Annotated in this window: 22 protein-coding genes; 13 read left to right on the top strand and 9 right to left on the bottom strand. The window is 57.9% G+C overall.

The genetic code is table 11. The features are described from left to right. Window positions 1–34: 34 nt before the first annotated feature. The 6 genes from U9O48_RS12050 (at window position 35) to patD (ending at window position 7,105) form a co-directional block, all read left to right on the top strand. Entirely contained in the window at window positions 35–1,444 is a 1,410-nt protein-coding gene (locus tag U9O48_RS12050; RefSeq protein ID WP_324722571.1) for a PLP-dependent aminotransferase family protein, read from the top strand. 293 nt (window positions 1,445–1,737) lie between these two features. Then, window positions 1,738–2,883, top strand: coding sequence for a putative ABC transporter substrate-binding protein YdcS (gene ydcS / locus U9O48_RS12045; protein WP_285154203.1), 1,146 nt, complete (start codon window positions 1,738–1,740; stop codon window positions 2,881–2,883). Window positions 2,884–2,900: 17 nt separating this feature from the next. Continuing rightward, entirely contained in the window at window positions 2,901–3,914 is a 1,014-nt protein-coding gene (locus U9O48_RS12040; RefSeq protein ID WP_282492933.1) for an ABC transporter ATP-binding protein, read from the top strand. Between the two features lie 7 nt (window positions 3,915–3,921). Next, window positions 3,922–4,860 carry an ABC transporter permease gene (locus tag U9O48_RS12035; RefSeq protein ID WP_416382224.1) on the top strand — a complete coding sequence of 313 codons (939 nt, stop codon included), beginning with the start codon at window positions 3,922–3,924 and terminating at the stop codon, window positions 4,858–4,860. After that, window positions 4,850–5,656 carry an ABC transporter permease gene (locus U9O48_RS12030; RefSeq protein WP_285146422.1) on the top strand — a complete coding sequence of 269 codons (807 nt, stop codon included), beginning with the start codon at window positions 4,850–4,852 and terminating at the stop codon, window positions 5,654–5,656. Before U9O48_RS12035 ends, U9O48_RS12030 begins: the two co-directional genes overlap by 11 nt. Before the next feature lie 24 nt (window positions 5,657–5,680). Next, window positions 5,681–7,105 (top strand): aminobutyraldehyde dehydrogenase, encoded by a 1,425-nt coding sequence (gene patD, locus U9O48_RS12025; RefSeq protein WP_324722569.1) that lies wholly within the window; start codon window positions 5,681–5,683, stop codon window positions 7,103–7,105. Window positions 7,106–7,221: 116 nt separating this feature from the next. Here patD and U9O48_RS12020 read toward each other — a convergent pair whose 3' ends face one another. The 3 genes from U9O48_RS12020 to U9O48_RS12010 are packed head-to-tail and all read right to left on the bottom strand — an operon-like array spanning window position 7,222 to window position 8,117. Continuing rightward, the gene (locus U9O48_RS12020; protein ID WP_095282123.1) at window positions 7,222–7,404 is read right to left on the bottom strand and encodes a DUF1869 domain-containing protein; all 183 of its coding nucleotides are present in this window, start codon (window positions 7,402–7,404) and stop codon (window positions 7,222–7,224) included. A 4-nt stretch (window positions 7,405–7,408) separates the two neighbouring features. Next, on the bottom strand, window positions 7,409–7,762 hold the full coding sequence (locus U9O48_RS12015) for a DUF1971 domain-containing protein (RefSeq protein ID WP_324722568.1): 354 nt from the start codon (window positions 7,760–7,762) through the stop codon (window positions 7,409–7,411). A 28-nt stretch (window positions 7,763–7,790) separates the two neighbouring features. Then, window positions 7,791–8,117 carry a DUF1971 domain-containing protein gene (locus U9O48_RS12010; protein ID WP_324722567.1) on the bottom strand — a complete coding sequence of 109 codons (327 nt, stop codon included), beginning with the start codon at window positions 8,115–8,117 and terminating at the stop codon, window positions 7,791–7,793. 250 nt (window positions 8,118–8,367) lie between these two features. On the opposite strand from U9O48_RS12010, the gene U9O48_RS12005 reads away from it, so the two are divergent. After that, window positions 8,368–8,541 carry a GhoT/OrtT family toxin gene (locus U9O48_RS12005; RefSeq protein ID WP_095284283.1) on the top strand — a complete coding sequence of 58 codons (174 nt, stop codon included), beginning with the start codon at window positions 8,368–8,370 and terminating at the stop codon, window positions 8,539–8,541. An 85-nt stretch (window positions 8,542–8,626) separates the two neighbouring features. Next, a complete protein-coding gene (locus tag U9O48_RS12000) occupies window positions 8,627–9,385 on the top strand; it encodes an alpha/beta hydrolase (protein ID WP_324722566.1) in 759 nt (252 codons plus the stop codon). Between the two features lie 31 nt (window positions 9,386–9,416). Here U9O48_RS12000 and U9O48_RS11995 read toward each other — a convergent pair whose 3' ends face one another. The 3 genes from U9O48_RS11995 to U9O48_RS11985 are packed head-to-tail and all read right to left on the bottom strand — an operon-like array spanning window position 9,417 to window position 15,920. After that, on the bottom strand, window positions 9,417–11,591 hold the full coding sequence (locus U9O48_RS11995; RefSeq protein ID WP_324722565.1) for a virulence factor SrfC family protein: 2,175 nt from the start codon (window positions 11,589–11,591) through the stop codon (window positions 9,417–9,419). Beyond that, window positions 11,588–14,569 (bottom strand): virulence factor SrfB, encoded by a 2,982-nt coding sequence (locus tag U9O48_RS11990; protein WP_285157203.1) that lies wholly within the window; start codon window positions 14,567–14,569, stop codon window positions 11,588–11,590. The genes U9O48_RS11995 and U9O48_RS11990 overlap by 4 nt, the downstream gene beginning before the upstream one ends. Before the next feature lie 4 nt (window positions 14,570–14,573). Further along, window positions 14,574–15,920 carry an SrfA family protein gene (locus tag U9O48_RS11985; protein WP_324722564.1) on the bottom strand — a complete coding sequence of 449 codons (1,347 nt, stop codon included), beginning with the start codon at window positions 15,918–15,920 and terminating at the stop codon, window positions 14,574–14,576. 282 nt (window positions 15,921–16,202) lie between these two features. Here U9O48_RS11985 and U9O48_RS11980 point away from each other — a divergent pair, with 282 nt between their 5' ends. Together U9O48_RS11980 and U9O48_RS11975 are read left to right on the top strand one after the other, a co-directional pair. Next, window positions 16,203–17,801: an ABC transporter substrate-binding protein gene (locus tag U9O48_RS11980; RefSeq protein ID WP_324722563.1), complete on the top strand. Its 1,599-nt coding sequence runs from the start codon at window positions 16,203–16,205 to the stop codon at window positions 17,799–17,801. 555 nt (window positions 17,802–18,356) lie between these two features. After that, window positions 18,357–18,590 (top strand): DUF2526 family protein, encoded by a 234-nt coding sequence (locus U9O48_RS11975; RefSeq protein WP_285148884.1) that lies wholly within the window; start codon window positions 18,357–18,359, stop codon window positions 18,588–18,590. A gap of 3 nt (window positions 18,591–18,593) precedes the next feature. Here the strand turns inward: U9O48_RS11975 and U9O48_RS11970 are convergent, their stop codons facing one another. Further along, window positions 18,594–19,043, bottom strand: a complete 450-nt coding sequence (locus U9O48_RS11970; RefSeq protein ID WP_324722562.1) for a DMT family transporter — start codon at window positions 19,041–19,043, stop codon at window positions 18,594–18,596. After that, complete coding sequence (locus U9O48_RS11965; protein WP_324722561.1) at window positions 19,040–19,558, bottom strand: GNAT family N-acetyltransferase; 519 nt, start codon at window positions 19,556–19,558, stop codon at window positions 19,040–19,042. Before U9O48_RS11965 ends, U9O48_RS11970 begins: the two co-directional genes overlap by 4 nt. 147 nt (window positions 19,559–19,705) lie before the next feature. On the opposite strand from U9O48_RS11965, the gene U9O48_RS11960 reads away from it, so the two are divergent. The 3 genes from U9O48_RS11960 to U9O48_RS11950 all read left to right on the top strand — a co-directional run bounded on the left by U9O48_RS11960 (window position 19,706) and on the right by U9O48_RS11950 (window position 22,311). Continuing rightward, a complete protein-coding gene (locus tag U9O48_RS11960; protein ID WP_324722560.1) occupies window positions 19,706–20,281 on the top strand; it encodes a helix-turn-helix domain-containing protein in 576 nt (191 codons plus the stop codon). A 66-nt stretch (window positions 20,282–20,347) separates the two neighbouring features. Beyond that, window positions 20,348–21,385 carry an NADP-dependent oxidoreductase gene (locus U9O48_RS11955; RefSeq protein WP_324722559.1) on the top strand — a complete coding sequence of 346 codons (1,038 nt, stop codon included), beginning with the start codon at window positions 20,348–20,350 and terminating at the stop codon, window positions 21,383–21,385. Window positions 21,386–21,642: 257 nt separating this feature from the next. Then, window positions 21,643–22,311, top strand: a complete 669-nt coding sequence (locus tag U9O48_RS11950) for a GntR family transcriptional regulator (RefSeq protein WP_282492962.1) — start codon at window positions 21,643–21,645, stop codon at window positions 22,309–22,311. A gap of 111 nt (window positions 22,312–22,422) precedes the next feature. On the opposite strand, the gene pqqU is transcribed toward U9O48_RS11950, so the two are convergent. Next, complete coding sequence (pqqU, locus tag U9O48_RS11945) at window positions 22,423–24,537, bottom strand: TonB-dependent receptor PqqU (RefSeq protein ID WP_324722558.1); 2,115 nt, start codon at window positions 24,535–24,537, stop codon at window positions 22,423–22,425. Window positions 24,538–24,755 lie beyond the last annotated feature (218 nt).

Below are 24,755 nucleotides of genomic sequence, written 5' to 3'. Positions count from 1 at the left end.
CTGATATACTATGTTGTGAAGCAAGGAGAGAAGAATGAAAAAATACCAGCGCCTGGCGCAGCAAATCATTTCGCAAATCGAACTTGGCGTGTGGTTGCCGGGAGATAAGCTACCGTCGTTGCGTGAGCAAGTTGCCAGCAGCGGCATGAGTTTCATGACCGTCGGTCATGCGTATCAAACGCTGGAAAGTCAGGGGCGAATCGTTGCTCGCCCACAATCGGGTTACTACGTTGCTCCGCGCCCGGTTAAGCAGCAGCCTGCGCCACCCGCGCAGGTGATGCGCGACGAAATGGTCGATATCAACACCTATATTTTTGATGTCCTGCAGGCCAGCCGCGACCCCTCTGTTTTACCCTTTGCTTCCGCTTTTCCCGACCCCAGACTGTTCCCGCTTCAGCAGCTTAACCGCTCGCTCGCTAACGTCAGCAAAACCGCGACCGCCATGAGCGTCATTGAAAATCTGCCGCCCGGCAACGTCGATCTCCGTCACGCCATCGCCCGCCGCTACGCGCAGCAGGGGATGAATATTTCCCCAGAAGAGATTGTGATCACCGCCGGGGCGCTCGAAGCGCTTAACCTGAGTCTTCAGGCCGTGACCGAGCCGGGCGACTGGGTGATCGTCGAAAACCCCTGTTTCTACGGCGCGCTGCAGGCGCTCGAAAGGCTGAAACTCAAAGCGCTGTCTATCGCCACCGACGTGCGCGAAGGGATCGATCTGAATGCCCTGGAACAGGCGCTGAACGACTACCCGGTAAAAGCCTGCTGGCTGATGACCAACAGCCAGAACCCGCTCGGGTTTACCCTCAGCGCCGAGAAAAAAGCGCATCTGGTGGCGCTGCTGACGAAGCATAACGTTACGCTTATCGAAGATGACGTCTACAGCGAGCTCTATTTTGGCCGCGAAAAACCGCTGCCCGCCAAAGCCTGGGACAGCCAGGACATGACCCTGCACTGCTCGTCCTTCTCGAAATGTCTGGTCGCCGGATTCCGCATCGGCTGGGTGGCGGCAGGCAAACATGCGCGTCGTATTCAACAGCTACAGCTGATGAGCACGCTCTCGACCAGCTCCCCGATGCAGCTCGCGCTGGTGGATTATCTCGCCACCAAACGCTACGACGCCCATCTTCGCCGCCTGCGCCGCACGCTGGCCGAGCGTAAACAGCAGGCGTGGCAATCCCTGATGCGCCATCTTCCCGCGGAAGTCAAAATTCACCACAACGACAGCGGCTACTTTTTGTGGCTGGAGTTGCCTGCGCCGTTAGACGCCGGAAAGCTCTCCGAACAGGCGCTGGCGCACCATATCAGCATTGCGCCGGGCAAGATGTTCTCCACCTCCGATGCCTGGACGCCATTCTTCCGCTTTAATACGTCCTGGGCGTGGGGCGAGCGGGAAGAACAGGCCGTCGTTCAGTTAGCAAAATTAATTAGCGCGATGCTGAAATAAGCCGAAAGGCTTATTTTTCACAGGCGTCATATTCCCGCATAAATAAACAATCCTTATCCTGCGACAGACATTGGGTTTATTCCCGGATGTCTGTCATAGGAAATCTGCATACCGCCGCTCGCCGCTAACTCCTTGTCTATAATCCAGTTAACAGGGAATGCGCCCTCTGTCACAACCTGATGAAATTTCCAAAGCCCGCAGGGTGCGGCGCATTTGCGCAGTCTACGTTTATTAAGGGAGATATTTTTACGGCATGGCTGCCGCCAAATTTCATTGCGACAGGAGTAAATCAAATGAGCAAAAAATTTGCCCGCAGCAGCCTGTGCGCGCTCGGCATGACGATCATGACCGTGCAAGCCGCAGAGCCGCCGAAAGAGATCGGCAAAGGCGAGGGAAGACTGGATATCATCGCCTGGCCGGGATACATCGAGCGCGGCCAGACGGATAAAAATTATGACTGGGTCACCCAGTTCGAAAAAGAGACCGGCTGTGCGGTGAACGTCAAAACGGCGGCGACCTCCGACGAAATGGTCAGCCTGATGGCGAAGGGCGGCTATGACCTGGTCACCGCTTCCGGCGACGCCTCTTTGCGCTTGATCATGGGTAAACGCGTGCAGGCCATTAACCCGGATCTCATCCCCAACTGGAAAACCATTGATTCGCGCATCGTCAAAGGCGAATGGTTTAACGTCGGGGGCAAAGTCTACGGCACGCCGTATCAGTGGGGGCCGAACCTGCTGATGTACAACACCAAAACCTTCCCGACACCGCCGGACAGCTGGGCCGTGGTCTTTAAAGAGCAAAATCTCCCGGACGGCAAAACCAACAAAGGCCGCGTGCAGGCCTACGATGGCCCGATCTACATCGCCGACGCGGCGCTGTTCGTCAAAGCCACCCAGCCGCAGTTAGGCATTACTGACCCCTACCAGCTCACCGAAGCGCAATACTCAGCCGTACTGAAAGTGCTGCGCGATCAACACGCGCTTATTCACCGTTACTGGCACGATACCACCGTTCAGATGAGCGACTTCAAAAACGAAGGCGTAGTGGCTTCAAGCGCCTGGCCGTATCAGGCTAACGCCCTGAAAGGGGAAAACCAGCCGATTGCCACCGTCTTCCCGAAAGAGGGGGTGACCGGCTGGGCGGACACCACCATGCTGCACGCCGAGGCCAAACATCCGATGTGCGCCTACAAGTGGATGAACTGGTCGCTGACGCCAAAACTGCAGGGCGATCTGGCGGCGTGGTTCGGCTCTCTGCCGGTGGTGGCCGAAGGCTGTAAGGCCAGTACGCTTCTCGGTGAAAAAGGCTGCGAAACCAACGGCTACAACGAGTTCGACAAAATCATGTTCTGGAAAACCCCGATTGCAGAAGGCGGCAAATATGTTCCGTACAGCCGCTGGACGCAGGATTACATCGCCATCATGGGTGGCCGTTAATCACCCGGGAGCAGATCATGACGTACGCAGTAGAATTTAACGACGTCTCCCGTCTGTACGGCGACGTGCGGGCGGTGGATGGCGTCACCATTGGCATTCGTGACGGGGAATTTTTCTCCATGCTGGGGCCTTCGGGCTCCGGCAAAACCACCTGCCTGCGCCTGATTGCCGGGTTTGAACAGCTGAGCGGCGGGGCGATCACAATCTTTGGCAAAGAGGCGAGCGAGCTTCCGCCGTGGGAGCGCGATGTGAACACCGTGTTCCAGGATTACGCCCTGTTCCCGCATATGTCGATTATCGACAACGTCGCCTACGGGCTAATGGTCAAAGGGGTCGACAAAAAGAAACGCCAGTCGATGGCGCGCGATGCGCTGGAAAAGGTGGGATTAGGTTTCGCGGAAAAGCGTAAACCGTCGCAGCTTTCCGGCGGCCAGCGTCAGCGGGTTGCTATTGCCCGCGCGCTGGTCAATGAGCCGCGCGTTTTGCTGCTTGATGAACCCCTCGGGGCGCTGGATCTGAAACTGCGCGAGCAGATGCAGTTCGAGCTGAAAAAACTTCAGCAGGAGCTGGGGATCACCTTCATTTTCGTCACCCACGATCAAGGCGAAGCGCTGTCGATGTCCGACCGCGTGGCAGTGTTTAACAACGGACGCATTGAGCAGGTCGACACCCCGCGCGAACTCTACATGCGCCCGCGCACGCCCTTTGTCGCCAGCTTTGTCGGCACCTCGAACGTCTTTGATGCCGCCGTTGCCCGGCAGGTGTGCGGCATGGAGGGGATCTATTCGCTCCGCCCGGAACATATTCGCCTCAATGAGAGCGGAGACGTTCAGGTTCAGGGCGTGGTGCAGGCGGTGCAATATCAGGGCGCGGCAACGCGGTTTGAGCTGCGTCTCGCCGATGGCGCCAAGCTGCTGGTCAGTCAGGCCAACCTGAGTGGCGCGAATATTCCGCTGGACGTGGCTCCGGGGCAGCAGGTGCTGGCCTCCTGGTCGCGCGAGGCGATGGTGCCCCTGCATGAGGAAAGGTGAGATGGATATGAGCGTTTCTCCTGCACCCTCATCCCGTGGCCCGGTCAGCCGGATCACCACGCTGCTCTGGCGTAAACCCTCGCTCGGGTTGTTCCTGCTCCTGCTTGGCCCGCTGATGTGGTTCGGGATTGTCTATCTCGGTTCGCTGCTGACCCTGCTGTGGCAGGGGTTCTACACCTTCGACGACTTCACCATGTCGGTGACGCCGGACCTGACTTTCGCGAACATTCTGGCACTTTTTAACCCTGCCAATTACGACATCATCCTGCGCACGTTACTCATGGCGATCGCGGTCACCCTTGCCAGCGCCATTCTGGCCTTTCCGATGGCGTGGTATATGGCGCGCTACACCCGCGGCAAATGGAAAGCCTTTTTCTATATCGCGGTGATGCTCCCGATGTGGGCAAGCTACATCGTCAAGGCCTACGCCTGGACGCTGCTGCTGGCAAAAGATGGCGTCGCGCAATGGTTTCTCGGCTATATGGGGCTGGAGCCGGTGCTGATGTCGGTCCTGACGCTGCCTGCGATTGGCGGTAATACGCTCTCGACCTCCGGGCTGGGGCGCTTCCTGGTCTTCGTCTACATCTGGCTGCCGTTTATGATCCTGCCGGTACAGGCCGCGCTTGAGCGTCTGCCGCCGTCGCTGTTACAGGCCTCGGCGGATCTCGGCGCGCGCCCGCGTCAGACCTTCCGCTATGTGGTGCTTCCGCTGGCAATTCCCGGTATTGCCGCCGGGTCGATATTTACATTTTCGCTGACACTGGGTGATTTTATCGTGCCACAGCTGGTCGGCCCACCGGGGTACTTCATCGGCAACATGGTCTACGCCCAGCAGGGGGCGATCGGCAATATGCCGATGGCGGCGGCGTTCACATTAGTGCCGATTGTTCTGATATCCCTCTATCTGGCGTTCGTGAAACGTCTGGGAGCCTTCGATGCACTCTGAACGCGCGCATTGGTTCCTGAAAGTGGCGGCCTGGGGCGGGGTGATCTTCCTGCACTTCCCACTCCTGATTATCGCCATCTATGCTTTTAATACGGAGGACGCGGCGTTCAGTTTCCCCCCGAAAGGGCTGACGCTGAAGTGGTTTAGCGTGGCGGCGTCGCGCAGCGATATTATTGATTCAGTGACGTTGTCACTTCAAATCGCCTCGCTCTCGACCGCTATCGCGCTGGTACTGGGCACGCTGGCGGCTGCGGCGCTCTGGCGCAGCGAGTTTTTTGGCAAAAACGCCATCTCGCTGCTGCTTTTGCTGCCGATTGCGCTGCCGGGGATCATCACCGGCCTGGCGCTGCTGACGGCGTTTAAAACCATCAATCTGGAGCCGGGCTTTTTCACTATCGTCACCGGTCACGCGACCTTCTGCGTGGTGGTGGTGTTTAACAACGTCATCGCGCGTTTCCGGCGCACCTCGTGGAGTCTGGTGGAAGCGTCGATGGATCTGGGCGCTGACGGCTGGCAAACCTTCCGCTACGTGGTGTTGCCGAATTTAAGCTCCGCCTTACTGGCGGGGGGCATGCTGGCGTTTGCGCTGTCGTTCGATGAAATCATCGTCACGACATTTACGGCGGGGCATGAACGTACGCTCCCGCTGTGGTTGCTCAACCAGCTCGGTCGTCCGCGCGATGTTCCCGTCACCAACGTGGTCGCGCTGCTGGTGATGCTGGTGACAACCATTCCGATTCTGGGAGCCTGGTGGCTAACCCGCGACAACGAAAACGTGGTTGAAAGCGGGAAATAACTTTGATTTCAACAGGACAATGCTATGCAAAATCAACTGCTGATTAATGGTGAACTGGTCACCGGCGAGGGGGAAAAACAGCCGGTTTACAACCCTGCCACGGGTGAAGTGCTGCTGGAGATCGCCGAAGCCTCTGCCGCGCAGGTCGATGCGGCGGTGCGATCCGCCGATCGTGCATTTTCCGGGTGGGGTCGCACCACGCCGAAAGCGCGTTCCGAGTGCTTACTGAAACTCGCAGATGTCATCGAAGAACATGCGGAAACTTTTGCGCGCCTCGAATCGCAAAACTGCGGTAAGCCGCTGCACTGCGTTATCAACGATGAGATCCCGGCGGTGGTGGACGTGTTCCGCTTCTTTGCCGGTGCGGCTCGCACGCTGAACGGTCTGGCGGCGGGCGAGTATCTCGACGGTCACACCTCGATGATTCGCCGCGATCCGGTTGGCGTAGTTGCCTCTATCGCGCCGTGGAACTATCCGCTGATGATGGCGGCGTGGAAGCTGGCTCCGGCGCTGGCCGCCGGGAACTGCGTGGTGATCAAACCTTCGGAAATCACGCCGCTGACGGCGTTGAAACTGGGTGAACTGGCAAAAGAGATCTTCCCGGCAGGCGTGCTAAATGTCCTCTTCGGACGCGGCAAAACCGTTGGCGACCCGCTGACCGGACACGAAAAAGTGCGCATGGTCTCTCTGACCGGCTCGATTGCCACCGGAGAACACATCATCGGCCATACGGCGTCGTCGATTAAACGCACCCATATGGAGCTGGGCGGCAAAGCGCCGGTTATCGTTTTTGACGACGCGGATCTCGACGCGGTGGTGGAAGGCGTGCGCACCTTTGGTTTCTACAATGCGGGACAGGACTGTACCGCGGCCTGCCGGATTTATGCCCAGAAAGGCATTTACAATGCGCTGGTCGAAAAACTCGGTGCAGCGGTGGCGACGCTGAAAACCGGCGCACCGGACGACGAGTCCACCGAGCTGGGGCCGTTGAGCTCTGCGGCGCATCTGGCGCGCGTCTCTCAGGCCGTGGATGCAGCCAAAGCGCTCGGTCATGTGAAAGTGGTGACCGGGGGCAGCAAGGTGGACGGGGCAGGCTATTACTTCCAGCCTACGCTGCTGGCAGGCGCTAAACAGGAGGACGCTATCGTTCAGCGCGAAGTCTTTGGCCCGGTGGTGAGCATGACGGAATTTGACGACGAAGAGCAGGTGCTGGCCTGGGCCAACGACTCGCAGTACGGACTGGCATCCTCGGTCTGGACCAAAGACGTGGGTCGCGCGCATCGCATGAGCGCACAGCTGCAATACGGCTGCACCTGGGTGAACACCCATTTCATGCTGGTCAGTGAAATGCCGCACGGCGGGATGAAGTTATCCGGTTACGGGAAAGATATGTCGGTGTATGGGTTGGAGGATTACACCGTGGTTCGGCATGTCATGATTAAGCATTAGTGCCGCCCGGCAAAAAACGCATCAATTCCGTAGGCCGGGTAAGGCGCAGCCGCCACCCGGCAAAATCCCGCACCAAACCCTATGCCGGGCAACGCGAAACCGCGCCCGGCAATCATCTACCACCCGCACACATCATGCTCATTTTCTGTGTCATACGCGCGCACGGTATTGACCAAATCCTTCACGACATCCGCCGCGACGTCGGGAATTAACAGCTCCATCGGGGCCTGTGTCTCGTAATCCACCGACACGCCGTTGCTGTTATTGGTGACGGTGACGGTATACGTTGCCTTGCCCATCTTCTTACTCCTTATGTGTATTAACGACTTTACCCAGGCCCGCGCCTTCAAGTTTTGCCTGCGGATCGGCGAAGAAATCAATACTGAACCAGGTATCGTCGGTCAGAAGCTCAATGCGGTGCCATTTTTGCGGCGGCGAAATGCCAAAGGATCCGGCTTCAATCACCACTTCCATATCGGGTTCGCTGGCTTCAGCGTCCGGGAAACCAAAATATTTCACCGCACCCTGCATCACCGACAGGCGACCGTATACGCCCGCTTTGGTGTTGTGATGGGTGAACAGGGCCTTCGGCGCGGAATCTTTGTTCCAGAAAGGGGTCGCGCGAGTGTGAATAAAGTTTTCAGGAATACGTAGCATAGTGAGTTCCTTATAAGCGTTTACTTGCTCAAAGAGATTTCAGAACCTCGGGTTCAACAAAGAAGTCGACATTAAAAATCGTATCGTCGGTCATCGCTTCGATGTGGTGCCATTTTTCAGGTGGGAAAACGCCGAATTGACCGGCCTCGATAATGAGTTCGCTGTCAGGCTCAGGCGTGAATTCGTCGGCATAACCTAAGTAACGAATCGCTCCCTGGCTTACGGACAAACGGGGATAAACGCCCGGTCGGGTGCCACGATCAAGATGGCGCTGGAAAATGCCTGCAGGGGCGGTGTCCTTGTTCCAGAACGGGGTGGAACGGGTATGAATACAACTCGGCGGAATGCGTAACATAGTCTCTCCCTCTAAAGCCTGCTGTTATTACACCACTTTCCGGACAGGACAATTGTGCAAAATGTGCATTTAAAATGCAACTTTAAAGAGGTAGCAAAAGAGGTAGAAAAGGCAGGGGGTTAGCGCGAGAAAAATACTCAATTGTTATTAACCACATGATTTTGGTGGTTAATGTGTAACATTAAAACTTGATCTGTATCAACATATGACGCATATTGCGCGCGGTTATTTTATCGATCGGGTGCACAGAATGACGCTGTATCAAAAAATGTTGGTGTTTTACGCAGTCATGGCGGCGATTTGCGCCCTGATCACCTGGTTTCTGTCGAAAGACCGCAAGCGCATTCGTTTTCTGAGCGCATTTCTGGTGGGCTCAACCTGGCCGATGAGCTTCCCTGTGGCGCTGCTGATCTCGCTTTTCTGAAGCACGCTTCCAGATTTTAAAGACAAAATAGCATTCCGCTGCGCGTGACTGTATAAATACACAGTGCATCGTCAAAGGAGTGCTTATGAACAGTTTTTACTCGCAGCAGGCTGGCTGCACCGTCCGCTGGCAGGACCTCCCCGGTCATGGCGACCCCGTGGTATTTATTCACGGCCTCGGCTGCGCCTCTTCTTATGAATATCCCCGCGTAGTCTGCGATCCGCAGTTCGGTGCGCGTCGGGCCATTCTTATCGATCTCCCCGGCAGTGGCTACAGCGACAAACCTGAACACTTTAGCTATCGAACATGCGATCAGGCTCAGGTCGTTGTTGAACTCCTCACTCATCTCAATCTCGACGCTTTCTGGCTCTACGGCCACAGTATGGGCGGCAGCATTGCCATTGAAACCGCCACGCTGATTCAGGACCGTCTTCGCGGGCTGATTGTCTCGGAACCCAACTTTCACGCTGGAGGCGGAATGTTCAGCCGCGGGATTGCCGCGCAGGAGGAAACCACCTTTATCGAGAGCGGATATGCCGCGATGCTGGCCGCCGAAACTTCGCCGTGGGCGGGGTGCCTGGGCAGTAATGCGCCTTACGCCGTCTGGCGCGGGGCGGCGTCGTTGGTCGCAGGCGTTCAGCCTGACTGGGCTGCACAATTTCTGGCGCTGAAATGTCCGGTGACACTGCTGTTCGGCGAGCTGTCGCTCCCGGACGCGGAGGCGGCAGAGATGCAGCGACATGGCGTGAAGACGCTCGTTATCCCCATGGCCGGGCATTCGATGTCATGGGAAAACCCTTCGGCGCTGGCAAGCGCGATCTCGGGCTGTCTTTCAGAAGGGTAACAGCCCGCAGTATCGCGGGCTGTCAGAGTGGTTATCGCAGAATCGCCTGTAACGCCTGGCGCGCAGCGGGCTGAACATCATGTGGATGTTGATACCCAATGTTCTCAATCGCGCGCGTATAGAGCGCGACCAGCCAGTCGTAAACGTAGACGGTAGCGGCGTGGACAGGCTGCTCACCGAGCTGCGTCAGTCTTGGCGTGGCGCTGCTGACCACCGGCGTCACGAAGATGGCCTGACCCTTGCGCACACGGCTCGCCGGACGGGACGCATGCGCGGTTTCGGCGTAACCCAGCCAGCCGATGAAGTTTCCGATGGTGGCGTGGAGCTGTGCCGCACTGCTTTTATCGGCTTCCACTATGCGCTGTAGCTGCTGCGGGAGGTTAAGTCGGTAGCTGCTGAGCACCAACGTATCGGCAATGAGCGGCAGAACGCTAACGTCCAGCCCCAGACGACTGGCGGCGGCCTCATTGCGGCTCCACTGACGCAGGTGATTGATCCACACGCGATGGGCCAGACGCGCTTTGTCTTTGGTCTGAAACATTTCCTGACCTTCGCTGGCGTTGTCGGCAAAGAGATCGATAACGTCAGTGAACAGGCCGTTGACCTGCTCTTCGCGCGGCTGCTGGACAGCAAGCAGCGTTTCGAAGGCTTTCAGCGGGGGCAACAGTCCTTCCAGCAGTTCGCCGTGGCGGGCGGCGCTGGATTGCAGAGTGCGAACCATCCCTTCGGCCTGGGTGCGCTGCGCGTCAGGCTCCGCGGCGATGGGGGCCAGATAGCTTTGCATCAGGGCGCGAAGCTCACGCTGTTGCGCGCTTTTCAGGGCCAGAAGACGAGACTGGCGCTGTGTGGAAAGGGTTGCCTGAGACAGCCATTCCACCACGCGCTGCATGCTGTGCGTGTCCAGCGCCTGCAAGGTTCCCCAGCGCTTGCCGGGCTTGCCGAGCAGATGCTGTACGGCCTCGTCGAGGTTCTGTTTGGTGAGGAAGCGCGCGTCGTGCGGGGTAATGGCCCATACCAGGCCTGGCAACGCCGACTCTTCTGCGGTCTGGGTCTCTTTCACCCAGTTCAGCAGGGTCTTAGCCGTTTTAGCCGTTTGCTCATGGCGGGCGGTAGCATTGCAAATCACCAGCACATCGGGCTGCATCTGCTGGCGATAATGTTCCAACAGCCAGGTGCATTTTGCCTCTGCCAGCGGGGACAAATCTGCCTCCGATGGCGCGGGGATATCGATGATGTCGACGTTATCCAGCACGCTGTTTTCCGCCGGCAGAACCAGTTCACGGGTCAGGAAAGCCAGCACGTCGACGGGAATACTGATGGCGTTCAGCATCTCGCCGTCATTCAGCGGATGCAGTACCGCTTCCTGCGCATCTGGTGCGGTAAATTCCGCGCGGGTGAGGAAGCCCTCGCTCGGCAGGCCGAAGTTATCGACCAGCAAACTTAGCGGAGCCGCCAGCTCCCGGGCGTGGCTGGTCTGATGCAGCACGTGAGCGAATTTCAGCCACTGTTGCGTGATTTCTTGCTGCTCGCCCCACAGCAGGGACCAGACGCTGGCGCGGGTGCTCAGATCCAGCGAGGGGATCAGCTGGGCGAACTGATGCCACAGGGCGTCGTCCATCTGCTGTTCAGAGCCGGAAACCGTCGTGCGCCAGTAGCGGGCAATGGTCGCCACTTCCTGGGCGGTGATCCCCGGCACACCCTGCGGTTGTCGCAAAGCGCGCCATTTTTCAACGCGCGCTTCGATGACCGATTTTTCCACCGGGCGAATCAGGGTGTGCATCGTCGTGCGGGCGATAAACAGCTGGACCAGCTCGGCTTCGGTGACCAGGCTCAGGCGCAGCGGGAAGGCATCGTCACTGACATCACTGGCGCGCGGCGTGAAACGCACGGCCATGTTGGTCAGGGCGTGGCCGGGGTTGATATGGGAAAAATAGTCGAAGGTGCGCTGGCCGGGAGAAACATCCAGTCGACCGTTTCCGCTCCCGCAAAGCGACGTCAGCAGGTGCGCTTTTGCCGCCTGGGAGTGGCCGTACAGGCCAATGCTGCTGTGGCCGGTCAGGGCACGGTCGAGCGCCTGTCCGCGCGCCTGCGCACAGGTCAGGCGGGCCAGCAGGGCGTCGGCGTCGTTATCCAGCATCGGAGCGTGCAGGCGCGTTTCATTGATCCACTCGATTAAGGCCTGAGTGGTGGCAGTCATCGCTGTCATTTGAGATATACGCTCCCGCTGTCGATCCAGTAATGGCTACCGCTGTGGCGGCGGTCGGCCAGGGTATTCAGTTTAAACGTTAAGGCGTCCGGCGGAACCGGCGTTCCGTCCTGCAGCCAGGCGTCGCTCAGCTCAAACGACTCCGGGCCTTCGTGTTTGGTGCCGCCGCGCAGCTGTAGACGCACGTTCAGCACCCCGTCACCGGCGATGGCTTTTGCCAGTTCGGCGGAGTTGATGCTCAGGGTATACAGCGGCGTGGCAGGCCAGCGGGCGTTCGCCAACTGACGGAAACCGAGCGTGACGTTGCCGCGCAGAGGGAAGTGCAGTTTTGCATCCAGCTTCGCGCCCGGTTTATCGAGGTCGATGTCCTGATACCAGACGTTCTCTTCGCGCAGGGTGTTGACCGTGTTATCCAGCACGCCCAGATATCGCACGGTCGAATAGGCGCCGATATCAGCGGCTTTGAAGTTAAAACGCGGCAAACGCAGGTCGAGGGCGAGGCTGCAGAGCATCGCGCCCACGGCGGCCGTGGATTTTGGATTGCCGATACGCCCCTGTTGGCTGAACGGATACCACTCGTGGACGCGATATTTATCCAGCCAGACGATGCGGTTGACCGGCACCGGCTGCAGGTGGCGAATCAGCGCCTGCACGCCAGGCAGACAGCCCGGACGCCCGGTGATCAGCAAAATGTCGCAGGCATAGTGGGAAATGGCTTCGCACACGGCATGCAGCGGCGCGGCGAGGGTAAACTGGCCCGCCAGCATCGCATCCTGCATTTCGTGGAAGTTCACGTGCAGCGGAACGGCAAACAGATCGAACGGTGCGGAACCGGCCGGAAGCGCATGATCGATCGCCTGCTGCAGATAGTTCATCACGTTGCGGGTTGGCTGCTGTTTGAGCAGATCGCCGAAGGTGGCGTGTAAACCCGCCAGCGGATCGTCGATATCGCTGCTCTCCCAGGCCGCCAGAATGCCGTGACCAATCGGCATAAACAGCTGAAGCGCCGTTTGCTGCCGCAGGACTGCCTGAGTATCAATGCGCCCGGAATCGCCAAACAGGGACGCCATCAGCAGGGAGGCGTCGGCGATACCCGATTTTTGCAGCTGCGTTTGCAGGGCGGGCAGGACGTAGCGCTGAATAACGTCCAGCAGCGTATCGTCGCCCGCGACTTTGAAGCCTTCGCGGAACAGCAGCTGTGGTGTGATTTTGACGTTATTTCCCGAGCCATCATCCAGTTGATAGTGGGTGATCGCCATATCGGTCGTGCCGCCGCCAATATCAATAGAGGCGACGCGCAGGGAGCGCCCGGGCTGCGCGCCCGGTTCGACTTCGCGGTCCGGGCGGGCGAGGGAGGCGAAAAACGCTTCCGTCTGGCCGCCGAAGTGGGAAATGGCCTCGTTATAAAGCCACACCAGCTGACCGCAGCTCGCTTCGTCCCACTCCATTTGAATGGCCGGGACGGGAACCACGCTTTTGTCCTGCTGTTTGCGGCTGGCAAAATCATCATCCTGCGGGTGCCAGCCCATCGCTTTCCAGACGATAGCGATAGCTTCAAACATGCGGCGGCGGAAAATCTCGCGCTCCTGTTTTGGCATCGCGGAAGGCAACGTCAGGATCAGGGTGCGCAGCTGGCGCGGTGACGCCGGGAAGCCAAGGCGCAAACGCGTGGCGACGCTGTTGATCTGCCCGAGTGCCTGAGCGAGGAGCTCGCACAGCATGTGGGTCATCAGGGTGCTGCGGCTGTACTGCGGCGAAAAGACCGGCAGACGCTCATCCTGTGGCAGGGTGAACAGCGGCTGTCCGTCATCGTTCATCAGGTTCATCAGCGGGAACGCGGTCGCCAGCGGTTCGCGCTGGGTCTTGGCGTTCATCTGGCTAAAGCGCCAGTCCTGGACCGTTGGGGTTTCATCCCACAGATAACGGCGCGGGCTGGAGATCCCGCTGTTGCCTTCGGTGCCCAGACGCTGCATCGCCAGTTTGCGCGCTTCGTCGCCGACGCGCACGATCGACGGCCAGACAAAGGCGTCTTCACGGCCACTTTCGACGGAGAAATGCTGTTTGCCAAAGCGGGCTTCAGAGAACTCAAGGCGGCTGGTAAACAGCGGCTCGTTCAGGAACTGCGGTTCGCTCAAAGAACGCACCTGCAGTTCGGCGGTCTGGCGCAGGCCGTCGTTGGCATCGCCGTGATCTTCAATGATCACGCCGCAGGTGTGGGTGTTGCCGACATCCAGAATCAGATCCACCGGAATCGCCGGGGTGCTCAGGGTGTGGGTAACGAATTTGACTTCCGGAACGGTGATCTGCTCGCCGAGCATGGTCATCAGGTTCAGCCAGTGGGCCTGATATTCAAAGCCGCGCATCGCCTGATGCAGGTCGCGCTCGGAGCGATTTTCCACGCCCGTGGCGTAGCCGCTGAACGCTTCGCGCAGCCAGCCGTCAATCCATGTTTGGTCGAGGAAACTCAGCACCTCGTCGTCACGCCAGGCCAGCGCAAAACGGGTACCGTTCAGAATATCGTTTTCGACCGGCGACAGGCCCGGCGTGGCGTGATCGGCAATCTGGCTGTCGAGGGCGAAGGTCACGCGGTGGGTATTACCCGCACTGTCCGGCGTCTCAAGCTTACGAACCTGCGCGCGCGCCCAGTTATCCGGGCCGTCGACAAAGGTACGCGGTGGGTTAAAGCGTAAAAACGGCACCGGGATCCAGACGCCATCCAGCACCGTCAGGGACTGATGCAGGGTGAAGGTGCTCTCGGGTTTCACCACTTCCGGCTGACCGCCGCGCGCCGCGGGCAGGGTGTAACGACCATTCACCAGATCGTAATTCAGGCGCAGCAGAGGGCCATTGGCGGTTTTACGCACGAACCGGCCCAGGCTTGCCGAGTCCTGCGGGGTCAGACCGAAATCGAGAAACTGTACGCCGCTGTTCGCTATCAGCGTGACGCTTTGTTTGTAGTCGCAAAGATTTACCAGCATAGGATCAGGCACCTGCTTTCTTGAACGTAAGCGGAACGACGGTTTTGGCATCATAACGGGCAGTACATTCCGCCACGTCGTTAGTCCCGGCTTTACAGGCGATCTCCGGCATCGGGTAGCGCGAACCGTCCGAGCAGCGAGCGTTGCTGCGGCTCTTAATCATCAGTTCGCCGTTGCTGTGCAGCCCGGAGAAAATGTCGCTGCGACACACCACGTTGTCGCCCTGGACCACACGGGCGATGCCCTTGTTGTTCTGAATCTGATAGCGCAGGGATGGCGCTTTGCCGGTCACGGGATCTTTAATGTCCAGCATGGCGCGCCAGGTGCCGTTGAGGAATTTGGTGGAGCCGGTTTTGACCTGAACCGCGTCCATCACCATCGCATCTTTAGGAATGGCGGTGATGACGACCGCTTGTGCCGCTGGTGCTGGAGCAGGTTCTGCGGCTTTCACCGGCAGAACCTCGGCCTGATGCAGCGGCAGGTTCATCGCCATCTCCACCACCGGTTTCACCGGTTTAGGAGCGATAGCGACCGGGGCTGGTGCTGGCGTGGCGACAGGTTCTGCCGTCGGCGCCTGTTTTGGCCACAGCAGCGGCGCGGCCACGGCGGCGACAATCACAGCAGCCACAGGCAGGGACCAGAGTGGAACGCGGCGCTTCTTGCGGATAACCGCAGGCGCAGGCTCTGCAGGCGCGGCCACTTCTGGAACCACCTGCGGCGCAGGTTCGGCGGAATAGAGATCGTCTTCAGTGACACGCACAACAGGCGGCGGGGCGATAAGCGGCGCGTCGGCCTGTTCAAACACAATGGTCGGCGCGGGCTCTTCGGGTTCCGGCTCTTCGACTGGCGCGGGCATCGGTTCCGGTTTGAGGGATTCACGCAGGCAGTCGAGCACATCGTCGCGCGCGTTTTCATTGAGGTTCACGAACCCCCAAAAGGTGATAACCGGCTTGCCGTCGACGAGGAACAGGAAGTTTTCACTCGGGAACTGGAACGCTTTTGAGAGCAGGGAACCAAACAGCTGCTGAGCGGTTTTTGGCGACTGGAGGCTCTTTTTACTCAGCGACTCGACGCTGGAGAGGGTGTTCTCCAGATAGCGCAGGGCGCGAAAACGTTCGTCTTCATCGGCGGCATTCCAGCTCGCAATGTCGCCATCCAGCGGCGCATACCAGTCCACCCGGTCGCCGCCGTCATTGACCTGCGGGATCGCCAGACAATCGACAATCGCCTGCTGCTTGCGCAGACGAAGCGCTTCACGGATTTGTAGTGCTGATTCAAATACGGCCTGTCCGCCGCCGCCAACGGCCTGAAAATCATCGAGATTACCGCTGCGTAAAAGTGTTTTTGCCACGATTTGGTCCTGTAGACTTCTTCACCCCATTACTTTAACCAAACCGGGATGCAAGCAAACGGACGAGAAGACGCTAAAAGCGGCGATTTCTTACAGGATAGAAAGCGGCATTAGTGCTTGACGAAGCAGCACACTTAAGACAAATCACTGCGCGCGGGCTGTCTGTTAAACCAGCAAAAATGACACCTTTAGAATAACCTGAGCGTGTTTCGTTATTTGCCACTCACTCGGGCCTGTGCTGTTATTGTGGTTCTATATATAAAAATCATAAGGCTTATAACCATGACCACAGGGAAAACGCTGCTCGCGCTGGCGCTGAGCACTCTCTTACCGGCAAGCGCCGCATGGGCGGCAAACACAGATACGATTATTTACTGCTCCGAGGCATCACCGGAGTCGTTTAACCCACAAATCGCCAGCTCCGGCCCGTCGTTCGTGGCCAGCTCCCAGGTGCTTTATAACCGTCTGATCAATTTTGATCCGGTGAAAAACACCCCGGTTCCTTCGCTAGCGGAGTCCTGGACTATCTCTCCGGACGGCAAAACTTATACCTTTACGCTACGTAAAGGCGTGAAGTTTAATAGCAATAAATTCTTCAAACCGACCCGCGATTTTAACGCTGATGACGTTATTTTCTCGGTGCTGCGTCAGAAAGACCCTAAGCATCCGTATCACAACGTTTCGCAGGGGAATTACGAATACTTCAATGACGTCGGCCTGGACAAACTGATCCAGGAGGTCAAAAAAGTCGATGATTATCATGTCCAGTTTGTGCTGAGCGAGCCGAACGCGGCGTTCCTCGCCGACTGGGGAATGGATTTCGCCTCTATTCTGTCCGCAGAATACGCGGATGTGATGCTTAAAAAGGGGACGCCGGAAAACGTCGATACCTGGCCAATCGGCACCGGCCCGTACGTGCTGCAGCAGTATAAAGTCGATTCCCTGATCCGCTACGTCGCTAACCCGAACTACTGGGACGGCGAAGTGCCGACCAAACACCTGATTTTCTCCATCACGCCGAACGTCGAAACGCGACTGGCGAAGCTGCAAACCAACGAATGCCAGATCATTCCTGCGCCTTCGCCGGTGCAGTTTGACGTGATTAAGAAAAACAAAGACCTGACGCTGCACTCCGTGGATGCACTGAACGTCGGCTATCTGGCGTTCAACACCGAGAAAAAGCCGTTTGATAATGTGCTGGTACGCCAGGCGCTGAACTATGCAACGGATAAAACCGCCATTGTGAACGCAGTGTTTATGGGCTCCGGTACGGTGGCGAAATCGCCGATCCCGCCGAATATGCTCGGGTATAAAAAGGACCTGAAGGATTACGGCTATGATCCGGAAAAAGCGAAAGCGCTGCTGAAGCAGGCGGGGCTGGAGAAGGGCGCGGAAGTGACGCTGTGGTCGATGCCGGTTCAGCGTCCGTATAACCCGAACTCGAAGCGCATCGCGGAGATGATCCAGAGCGACTGGGCGAAGGTCGGCGTGAAGGCGAAAATTGTCTCTTACGAGTGGGGCGAGTATCTCTCCGGGATGCGCAAGGGCGAGCACGATACGGCGCTGTTCGGCTGGATGTCGGATAACGGCGACCCGGATAACTTTGCCGATGTGCTGCTGGGCTGTAACAGCATCAAGACCGGCTCCAATGCCGCGCGCTGGTGCGACAAGGGGTATAATGACCTGGTCGAGAAAGCCAAGCTGACCAGCGATCCGGCGCAGCGCGCGGCGCTGTACGGCCAGGCGCAGGAGATTTTCTACCAGCAGGCTCCGTGGATTGCGCTGGCAAACGGCAAAACGTTCTACGCCACGCGCAGTAACGTGACAGGTTATAGCGTGAGCCTGATGGGCAGCGATTTCTCGAAAGCGAAGTTGAATTAACATTTCAGTATTTGTAGGGACGGTGCGGCCTAAAACGCCCGGTGGCGCTGCGCTTACCGGGCCTACAAGACCGCACAGAGCCCGTAGGTCGGGTAAGGCGTAGCAGCCACCCGACAAAAAGAACGCACAGAGCCCGTAGGTCGGGTAAGGCGAAGCCGCCACCCGACACAAAGACCGCACAGAACCCGTAGGTCGGGTAAGGCGAAGCCGCCACCCGACACAAAGATCGCACAGAACCCGTAGGTCGGGTAAGGCGCAGCCGCCACCCGACAAAAAGAACGCACAGAGCCCGTAGGTCGGGTAAGGCGCAGCCGCCACCCGGCAAAAAGATCGCACAGAACCCGTAGGTCGGGTAAGGCGCAGCCGTCACCCGATAAAAAGATCGCACAGAACCCGTAGGTCGGGTAAGGCGCAGCCGCCACCCGACAAAAAGATCGCGCAGAATCCGTAGGTCGGGTAAGGCGAAGCCGCCACCCGACAAAAAGACCACACAGAACCCGTAGGTCGGGTAAGGCGCAGCCGCCACCCGGCAAACTCAGTTAACAAGGAGTGACAATGTCACATTTAGATGAAGTGATTGCCCGCGTGGATGCGGCGGTGGAAGAGAGTGTTATCACCCACATGAACGAACTGCTGGTTGAGCTCAGCGAAGACACCGAACTCACCCGCGAAGATCGCTACGCTCAGCAGCAGCGTCTGCGCAACACCATTGCCCACCACGGCAAACAGCACAAAGAAGAAGCTGAAGCCCGCCATGAGCACCTGACCCAGGGCGGCTCGATTCTGTAAAGTTCAGAACTGGCATCTCGCCACCAGCCAGGCGCCTATCACCAGCAGGACTGCCCCGCAGACCGGGCCAATCAGCGCCCGCAGCGGGATCCCCTGGCTTTTCAACACGTCCATCACCAGCCCGCCAATCAGCTGACTGGCGACCAGCACCGCAATCGTGGTCGCCGCGCCGACGTACTGATACCCGCTGATGCTGGCAAAAACAAAAAACGACCCTAACAGCCCCGGAATCAACGTCCACCAGCGGATCGTCGACGCCAGTTCGCTAAAGCCCGCCACGCCGTTTTTAATCAGCAACATGCTGACAAACAGCACAATACCCACCAGGGAATTGAGCAGCATGGCGATCAAAATCGTCGATGACGACTGGGTGATGCGCACCATCAGCGTGTTCTGCACCACCAGGCCGATTCCGGCCGCCACCAGAAAAACCAGCGTCAGGGACTGATTCATCCGATCGCGTCCGGAGCGTTGCGCTCGTCGAGCTGGAGCTGCATAAAGGTCAGATCCAGCCAACGGCCAAATTTAGTGCCGACCTGCGGCATCTGCCCGGTAGTGACAAACCCGAGCGTTTCATGCAGATGAATCGAGGCCTGATTCTGCGCTTCAATGCCCGCCACCATCACGTGTTTGCCGATGGTGCGCGCTTCAACGATCAGCTGTTTCATCAGCTCGCGGCCAATGCCTTTTCCCTGATGATCCGGATGGACGTAAACGGAATGCTCGACCGTATGGCGGAAACCGTCGAAGGCGCGCCAGTCGCCGAACGAGGCATACCCCGTCACCACGCCATTTTCTTCGCTCACCAGCACCGGATAGCCCATCAGCGTGCGCGCTTCGAACCAGGCAATACGGTTATCCGTATCAACGGTGGTATCGTTCCAGATCGCCGCGGTATGCAGCACCGCGTGGTTGTATATCTCGCCGATAGCGGCGCAATCTTCTTTGCTGGCGTGACGAATAATCATCGGAACCTCGGAATGTGTTGTTCACTATAGTAGACATTATTCACACAATATTACACAAGCGCGTTGGCATACCGCTACGGCATAAGACATATTTTTTTGTTATGACAACGCCATTGAAATCGGGTCCATACACTATAGTATGACGATATGAACACTATGCAAGACGATATGAATCAACGGATTAGCGCGCGCATTCGGGTCGAACGCGAGTCGCGCGGCTGGTCTCTTAGTGAGCTTGCCGAACGGGCAGGCGTCTCACGTGCGATGATCCACAAAATTGAACGCAGCGAAAGCAGCCCAACCGCAACCCTTCTGGCGCGGCTTTCTGGCGCGTTCGGCATCAGCATGTCGACCCTGATTGCCCGCGCCGAGATGCAGGAGGGCAAACTGCTGCGCTTCGCCAACCAGCCGGTGTGGCGCGACCCGCAAACGCATTATCTGCGACGCCACGTGTCACCGCGCACGGACTTACCGATCGATTTGGTGCAGGTCGAGCTTCCCGGCGGGAGCGATGTGCCTATGCCTGCGTCGTCCTATGCGCTGGCGCGGCAGCTGATCTGGCTTCAGTCCGGCGAACTGGTGTTTCAGGAGGGCGATACGCGCCATGAGATGCAGGCCGGAGATTGTCTGGAACTGGGGCCGCCGAACGACTGTCGCTTCATCAATGAGACGCAGGAACCCTGCGTTTATCTGGTGGTGCGCCTGAATCAGTCTGGCTCGTAATGGTAAGGCAGTTGTCGAAAACAGGCGCTAGTCTCTAAGGACATTTGCGCAACTGAGGAGCAATCCATGAGTCAATCTGCAAACACAAACCGCCGTCTGGTGCTGGCCTCTCGTCCGCACGGTGCGCCGGTGGCGGACAATTTTCGCTTAGAAGAGCAGCCGATCCCGGCACCTGCGGACGGGCAATTGCTGCTGCGTACCGTCTGGCTGTCACTTGATCCTTACATGCGGGGCCGCATGAGCGATGCGCCGTCCTATTCACCGCCGGTCGAGATTGGTGCGGTGATGGTCGGCGGCACGGTCAGTCGCGTCGAGCAGTCGAACCATCCGAAATTTAAAGCGGGCGAGTGGGTGCTGGGTTACAGCGGCTGGCAGGAGTACGAACTCTCTGACGGCACGGGCCTCGTCAAGCTGGGCGAAGAGGTTGAACATCCGTCCTGGGCGCTGGGTGTGCTGGGGATGCCAGGCTTTACCGCCTACATGGGGCTGCTGGATATCGGCCAGCCGAAGGCGGGCGAGACGCTGGTCGTTGCGGCGGCTACCGGTCCGGTCGGGGCGACCGTCGGGCAGATTGGTAAGATCAAAGGCTGCTATGTGGTTGGCGTCGCGGGCGGGGCGGAAAAATGCCGTCATGCTGTCGAGGTGCTGGGGTTTGACCAGTGTCTGGACCATCATGCGGATGATTTTGCCGAACAGCTCGCGAAAGCCTGCCCGAAAGGCATCGACGTCTATTACGAAAACGTCGGCGGCAAAGTCTTTGACGCGGTACTCCCGCTGCTGAATACCTCGGCGCGCGTGCCGGTGTGCGGCCTGGTGAGCGGCTATAACGCCACCTCACTGCCGGACGGACCGGACCGCCTGCCGCTCCTGATGGGGACGCTGCTCAAAAAACGCATCCGCATGCAGGGCTTTATCATCGGTCAGGACTACGGGCATCGCATTCAGGAGTTCCAGGAAGAGATGGGGCGCTGGATCAAAGAGGGCAAAATTCAGTATCGCGAACAGGTGACCGACGGGCTGGAAAATGCGCCGGAAACCTTCATTGGCATGCTCGAAGGCAAAAACTTCGGCAAAGTCGTGATACGCGTCGCGAAGGATAACTAATTGTACATATTATGGCGGGAATCCCCGCCATAATATATTCTTAAAGTTTGACTATAATGTCTTTAATAATACCAGCATAGCGATCGGCCATACCGGATTCGGTGAGCCGAGGGCAAAAAAATTGCATAATTTTTGGTTTTGAAACTTTTTGCGTCATTCCAATACCAGCGTGAAGATACAGGATATATCTGACAAGTCCCGTTTAGGTCAAAACGGGGCGGTGAATAGCGCTTATTTTTAAGCTGAAGGAAATGAACATGCTTGAATTGGAACATTTAGAAAAAGCACAACGCTTGAGCCTCACGATGCAAGTTGAGGTGAGCCTGAAAGGGGCGTTGATTGCCGGAGCGCTCAAGCCAGGCGCGAGGCTAATTACCAAAGAGATTGCGGATAAATTAGGCACCAGCATCACCCCCGTTCGCGAAGCGCTGTTACGACTGGTCTCCGCCGGAGCCCTGCACGCCACCCCGGCGCAGGCCTTTCTGGTGCCGGAGATCACGCTCGATCGTTATAACGAAATTAACGCTATTCGAAAGCAACTGGAAACTATGGCCGTCGCTGCGGCCTGCGAAAATATGACCGACAGCAAGATGCTGGAATTACGGGATCTGGCTGAAAAATTCCATTCGGCGATGCGTAACGGCGAGGCGCAGCGCGCCTTACATGCCAACCGTGCGTTTCGTTTCAGGCTGTACGAATACGCCCAGATGCCAACTTTAACGGCGATGATTGAGCAACTTTGGGTGCGTATTGGCCCTTGCTTTAATTATCTCTACGAAGACGTTCACGACATCACAAAATATTCCTACCGCTATGACGATCTGCTGAATGCCCTTGAGCGTCGCGACGCGGTGGCCTGTGATAAAGCGATAGATAAACTGATTGACGGGTCGACGGCGCTTTTATTGCAGCAATATTTTAATTAAGGAACGATTAAATACGGTTTTAATTTATTGTTATCACTATCCCTGTAGTGAACTATTTCCCGGAAGAATTGATCTTCCGGGAAGGTATTATATTTAACCACTCAACGTGCGTTACTCAAAACGATAGGAAACCGACATCCCCACGCCGTAATTGCGTCCCGGAGCCGGCTCGTAGTAGCGGCCATTGGATTCGTTTACGATGACCGATCCGACATACTCTTTGTCGAACAGATTATCGACGCGACCAAAGAGGTCCATTCCCCAGTTGCCGTAGTTGAATTTGTAGCCCGTATTCAGGCCGACCACGGTGTAGGAAGGGGCTTTGGCGGTGTTTTCATCGTCCGCCATGATGTCGCTCATATAGCGCACATCGGAGCCAGCGTACCAGCCTTCTTCCGGCTGCCAGCCGAATGACGCGTAACCCATATTGCGGGCGATGCCCGGCATACGGTTGCCGTTACAGTCGGCGTCGGAGCAGACGTTGGTGCGGTAGGTTGCATCCAGATACGTCCACGCCATTTTCAGCTTCCAGTTCTCGGCAAACTGCTGATCGAGAGAAAGCTCGACGCCCTGACGACGGGTCTTCCCGGCGTTTTTATAGCTGGTGCGACCGCCGGAGCTGGCGTCCACCACAATCTCATCATCCGTATCGGTGCGGAACAGCGCCGCCGTCAACAGACCATTGCCGACGCGGGTTTTACTGCCCACTTCGTAGGTATTGTTGGTGGACGGTTTCAGGCCGAAGTTCAGCCCGCTCTGGTTGCCGGAACGGTAGGAGAGTTCGTTGATGGTCGGCGTTTCGAACCCGCGACCGGCGGCTGCGTAGACATTCCACGCATCGGTGATGGCGTATTTTAACGAGCTGGCAGGCAGCCATTTGTGATAGCTCGCGTCGCCGCTGTCATCCCCGTTGGTGCCCTGCACGTAGTGATCGTTGGAATCAAACCACACGGAGCTGTAGCGCACGCCCGCATCCAGGGAGAGTTTTTGCGTCAGCTGCCAGCTGGTTTGCAGATAGGGGTCGACGTTCCACATCAGGTTGCGTTCGTCGCGACGTTTATCGCCTTTGACGCCGTATTCCGGCACGCCGTTGTTCATGACGAAATTTTCGTACCCGCGACGATCTTCGCTCATGTTTTCGTAGTTCAGACCGGTGGTGAAGGTGACCGGAACCAGCAGTTCGCCGCGATGCGTCCAGCGGGTATCCACGCCCTGATAGTGGCGCTGCATGTCGATCACGCCGCCGGAGTGGGTCTCTTTCAGCTGCGGCTGGTACGGAATCGACTGGTACTGCGTCATTTCGCGCTCACCGGCGTACATCATCACGCTGAGATCGTCCTGCTCTGTCAGCTGACGCTCATAGCGCAGGCCCGCCTGGGTCTGCTTGATGGTTTTGCGGGTGTTGTACTGGTCGGCGCGCGGCGACTGACGCGGATTATCGCGCCACTCCTGATAATCGAGTCCGCCCGGATCGTTGGCTTTCATATCGACGCTGTTAAAAATCAGCGTCAGTTTGCTGGCGTCATCAATGCGCACGCCCAGTTTGGCGTTCGCCAGATTTTTGCGCGCGCCGCTGTGATCGCGATAGCCCTGGGTGGTGAAACGGGTGGTCGACACGGTGTAATCCACGTCCCCCGCGTGCGTGCCGTCGCCCATCGCGCCGGTGGCTTTCAGGCCGTAGCGCCAGGTGCCGTAGCTGCCGTAATAGCTGCTCGCCTCAATGGTCGGCGGCTGTTGCCCGGTCTGGCTGGCGATATTGATCACGCCGCCCGAGGCGTTGCCATACAGGGCAGAGAACGGGCCGCGCAGCACTTCGACGCTGTCGATGCTGGAGAGATCGATGTTTGAGGTTTGCCCCTGACCGTCCGGCATCGTCGCCGGAATGCCGTCGACATACATACGAATGCCGCGCACGCCGAAGGTCGAGCGCGCGCCGAAGCCGCGCATCGAGAGCTGCAGGTCCTGAGCGTAGTTCTGTCGGTTCTGAATCTGTAAACCCGGCACGCTGCCGAGGGATTCTGAAAGGTTGATGCGCGGCGCGGCCTGACGCATATCGTCCCCGTTGACCACGCTGACGGCGGCGGGGGTATCAAGCTCAGAAACGGTCTGCGGCGTGGCGCTGACGATCATCGTTTGCTCTTGTGCAGCCAGCGCGGCGGCAGGGGTTAAGACGATCGGTATCCACAGCAGGGAGAGCGAAGCCTGACGGGCAGAGATGATTTTCATGAATAAAAGCCGGTTATGGGAAAAAACGAACCAAATGGAACACGTGCGCGTATGGTAAATCTTTTGTAAAAGTTTTGAAAACTTTAACAGCACGTTGCGTTAACAGAAGTGTAGATAAAAACGAAACGAAGCGCGAAAGAGGAAACAAAGGCTCCACATTCCGGTGAATAATGATTACTATTCTCAACAATAAAACAGGGCGGAGCGATGACTTCGTC

Source organism: Lelliottia sp. JS-SCA-14 (assembly GCF_035593345.1).
Classification (GTDB): Bacteria; Pseudomonadota; Gammaproteobacteria; order Enterobacterales; family Enterobacteriaceae; genus Enterobacter; species Enterobacter wanjuensis.
The sequence above is the reverse complement of the archived record's forward strand: the minus strand, read 5'-3'. Positions and strand labels throughout refer to the sequence as shown.

Bases quoted from the DNA above. Each gene is read 5' to 3' on its own strand.
- U9O48_RS12035 (WP_416382224.1), top strand. From the start codon at position 3,922: ATGAGCGTTTCTCCTGCACCCTCATCCCGTGGCCCGGTCAGCCGGATC.
- U9O48_RS11960 (WP_324722560.1), top strand. From the start codon at position 19,706: ATGAACACTATGCAAGACGATATGAATCAACGGATTAGCGCGCGCATT.
- patD (WP_324722569.1), top strand. From the start codon at position 5,681: ATGCAAAATCAACTGCTGATTAATGGTGAACTGGTCACCGGCGAGGGG.
- U9O48_RS12015 (WP_324722568.1), bottom strand. From the start codon at position 7,762: ATGCTACGTATTCCTGAAAACTTTATTCACACTCGCGCGACCCCTTTC.
- U9O48_RS11955 (WP_324722559.1), top strand. From the start codon at position 20,348: ATGAGTCAATCTGCAAACACAAACCGCCGTCTGGTGCTGGCCTCTCGT.
- U9O48_RS12050 (WP_324722571.1), top strand. From the start codon at position 35: ATGAAAAAATACCAGCGCCTGGCGCAGCAAATCATTTCGCAAATCGAA.
- U9O48_RS12005 (WP_095284283.1), top strand. From the start codon at position 8,368: ATGACGCTGTATCAAAAAATGTTGGTGTTTTACGCAGTCATGGCGGCG.
- U9O48_RS12040 (WP_282492933.1), top strand. From the start codon at position 2,901: ATGACGTACGCAGTAGAATTTAACGACGTCTCCCGTCTGTACGGCGAC.
- U9O48_RS11990 (WP_285157203.1), bottom strand. From the start codon at position 14,569: ATGCTGGTAAATCTTTGCGACTACAAACAAAGCGTCACGCTGATAGCG.
- U9O48_RS12030 (WP_285146422.1), top strand. From the start codon at position 4,850: ATGCACTCTGAACGCGCGCATTGGTTCCTGAAAGTGGCGGCCTGGGGC.
- U9O48_RS12020 (WP_095282123.1), bottom strand. From the start codon at position 7,404: ATGGGCAAGGCAACGTATACCGTCACCGTCACCAATAACAGCAACGGC.
- U9O48_RS11950 (WP_282492962.1), top strand. From the start codon at position 21,643: ATGCTTGAATTGGAACATTTAGAAAAAGCACAACGCTTGAGCCTCACG.
- U9O48_RS11995 (WP_324722565.1), bottom strand. From the start codon at position 11,591: ATGACAGCGATGACTGCCACCACTCAGGCCTTAATCGAGTGGATCAAT.
- U9O48_RS11965 (WP_324722561.1), bottom strand. From the start codon at position 19,558: ATGATTATTCGTCACGCCAGCAAAGAAGATTGCGCCGCTATCGGCGAG.
- U9O48_RS11970 (WP_324722562.1), bottom strand. From the start codon at position 19,043: ATGAATCAGTCCCTGACGCTGGTTTTTCTGGTGGCGGCCGGAATCGGC.
- U9O48_RS11980 (WP_324722563.1), top strand. From the start codon at position 16,203: ATGACCACAGGGAAAACGCTGCTCGCGCTGGCGCTGAGCACTCTCTTA.
- U9O48_RS11975 (WP_285148884.1), top strand. From the start codon at position 18,357: ATGTCACATTTAGATGAAGTGATTGCCCGCGTGGATGCGGCGGTGGAA.
- pqqU (WP_324722558.1), bottom strand. From the start codon at position 24,537: ATGAAAATCATCTCTGCCCGTCAGGCTTCGCTCTCCCTGCTGTGGATA.
- ydcS (WP_285154203.1), top strand. From the start codon at position 1,738: ATGAGCAAAAAATTTGCCCGCAGCAGCCTGTGCGCGCTCGGCATGACG.
- U9O48_RS12000 (WP_324722566.1), top strand. From the start codon at position 8,627: ATGAACAGTTTTTACTCGCAGCAGGCTGGCTGCACCGTCCGCTGGCAG.
- U9O48_RS12010 (WP_324722567.1), bottom strand. From the start codon at position 8,117: ATGTTACGCATTCCGCCGAGTTGTATTCATACCCGTTCCACCCCGTTC.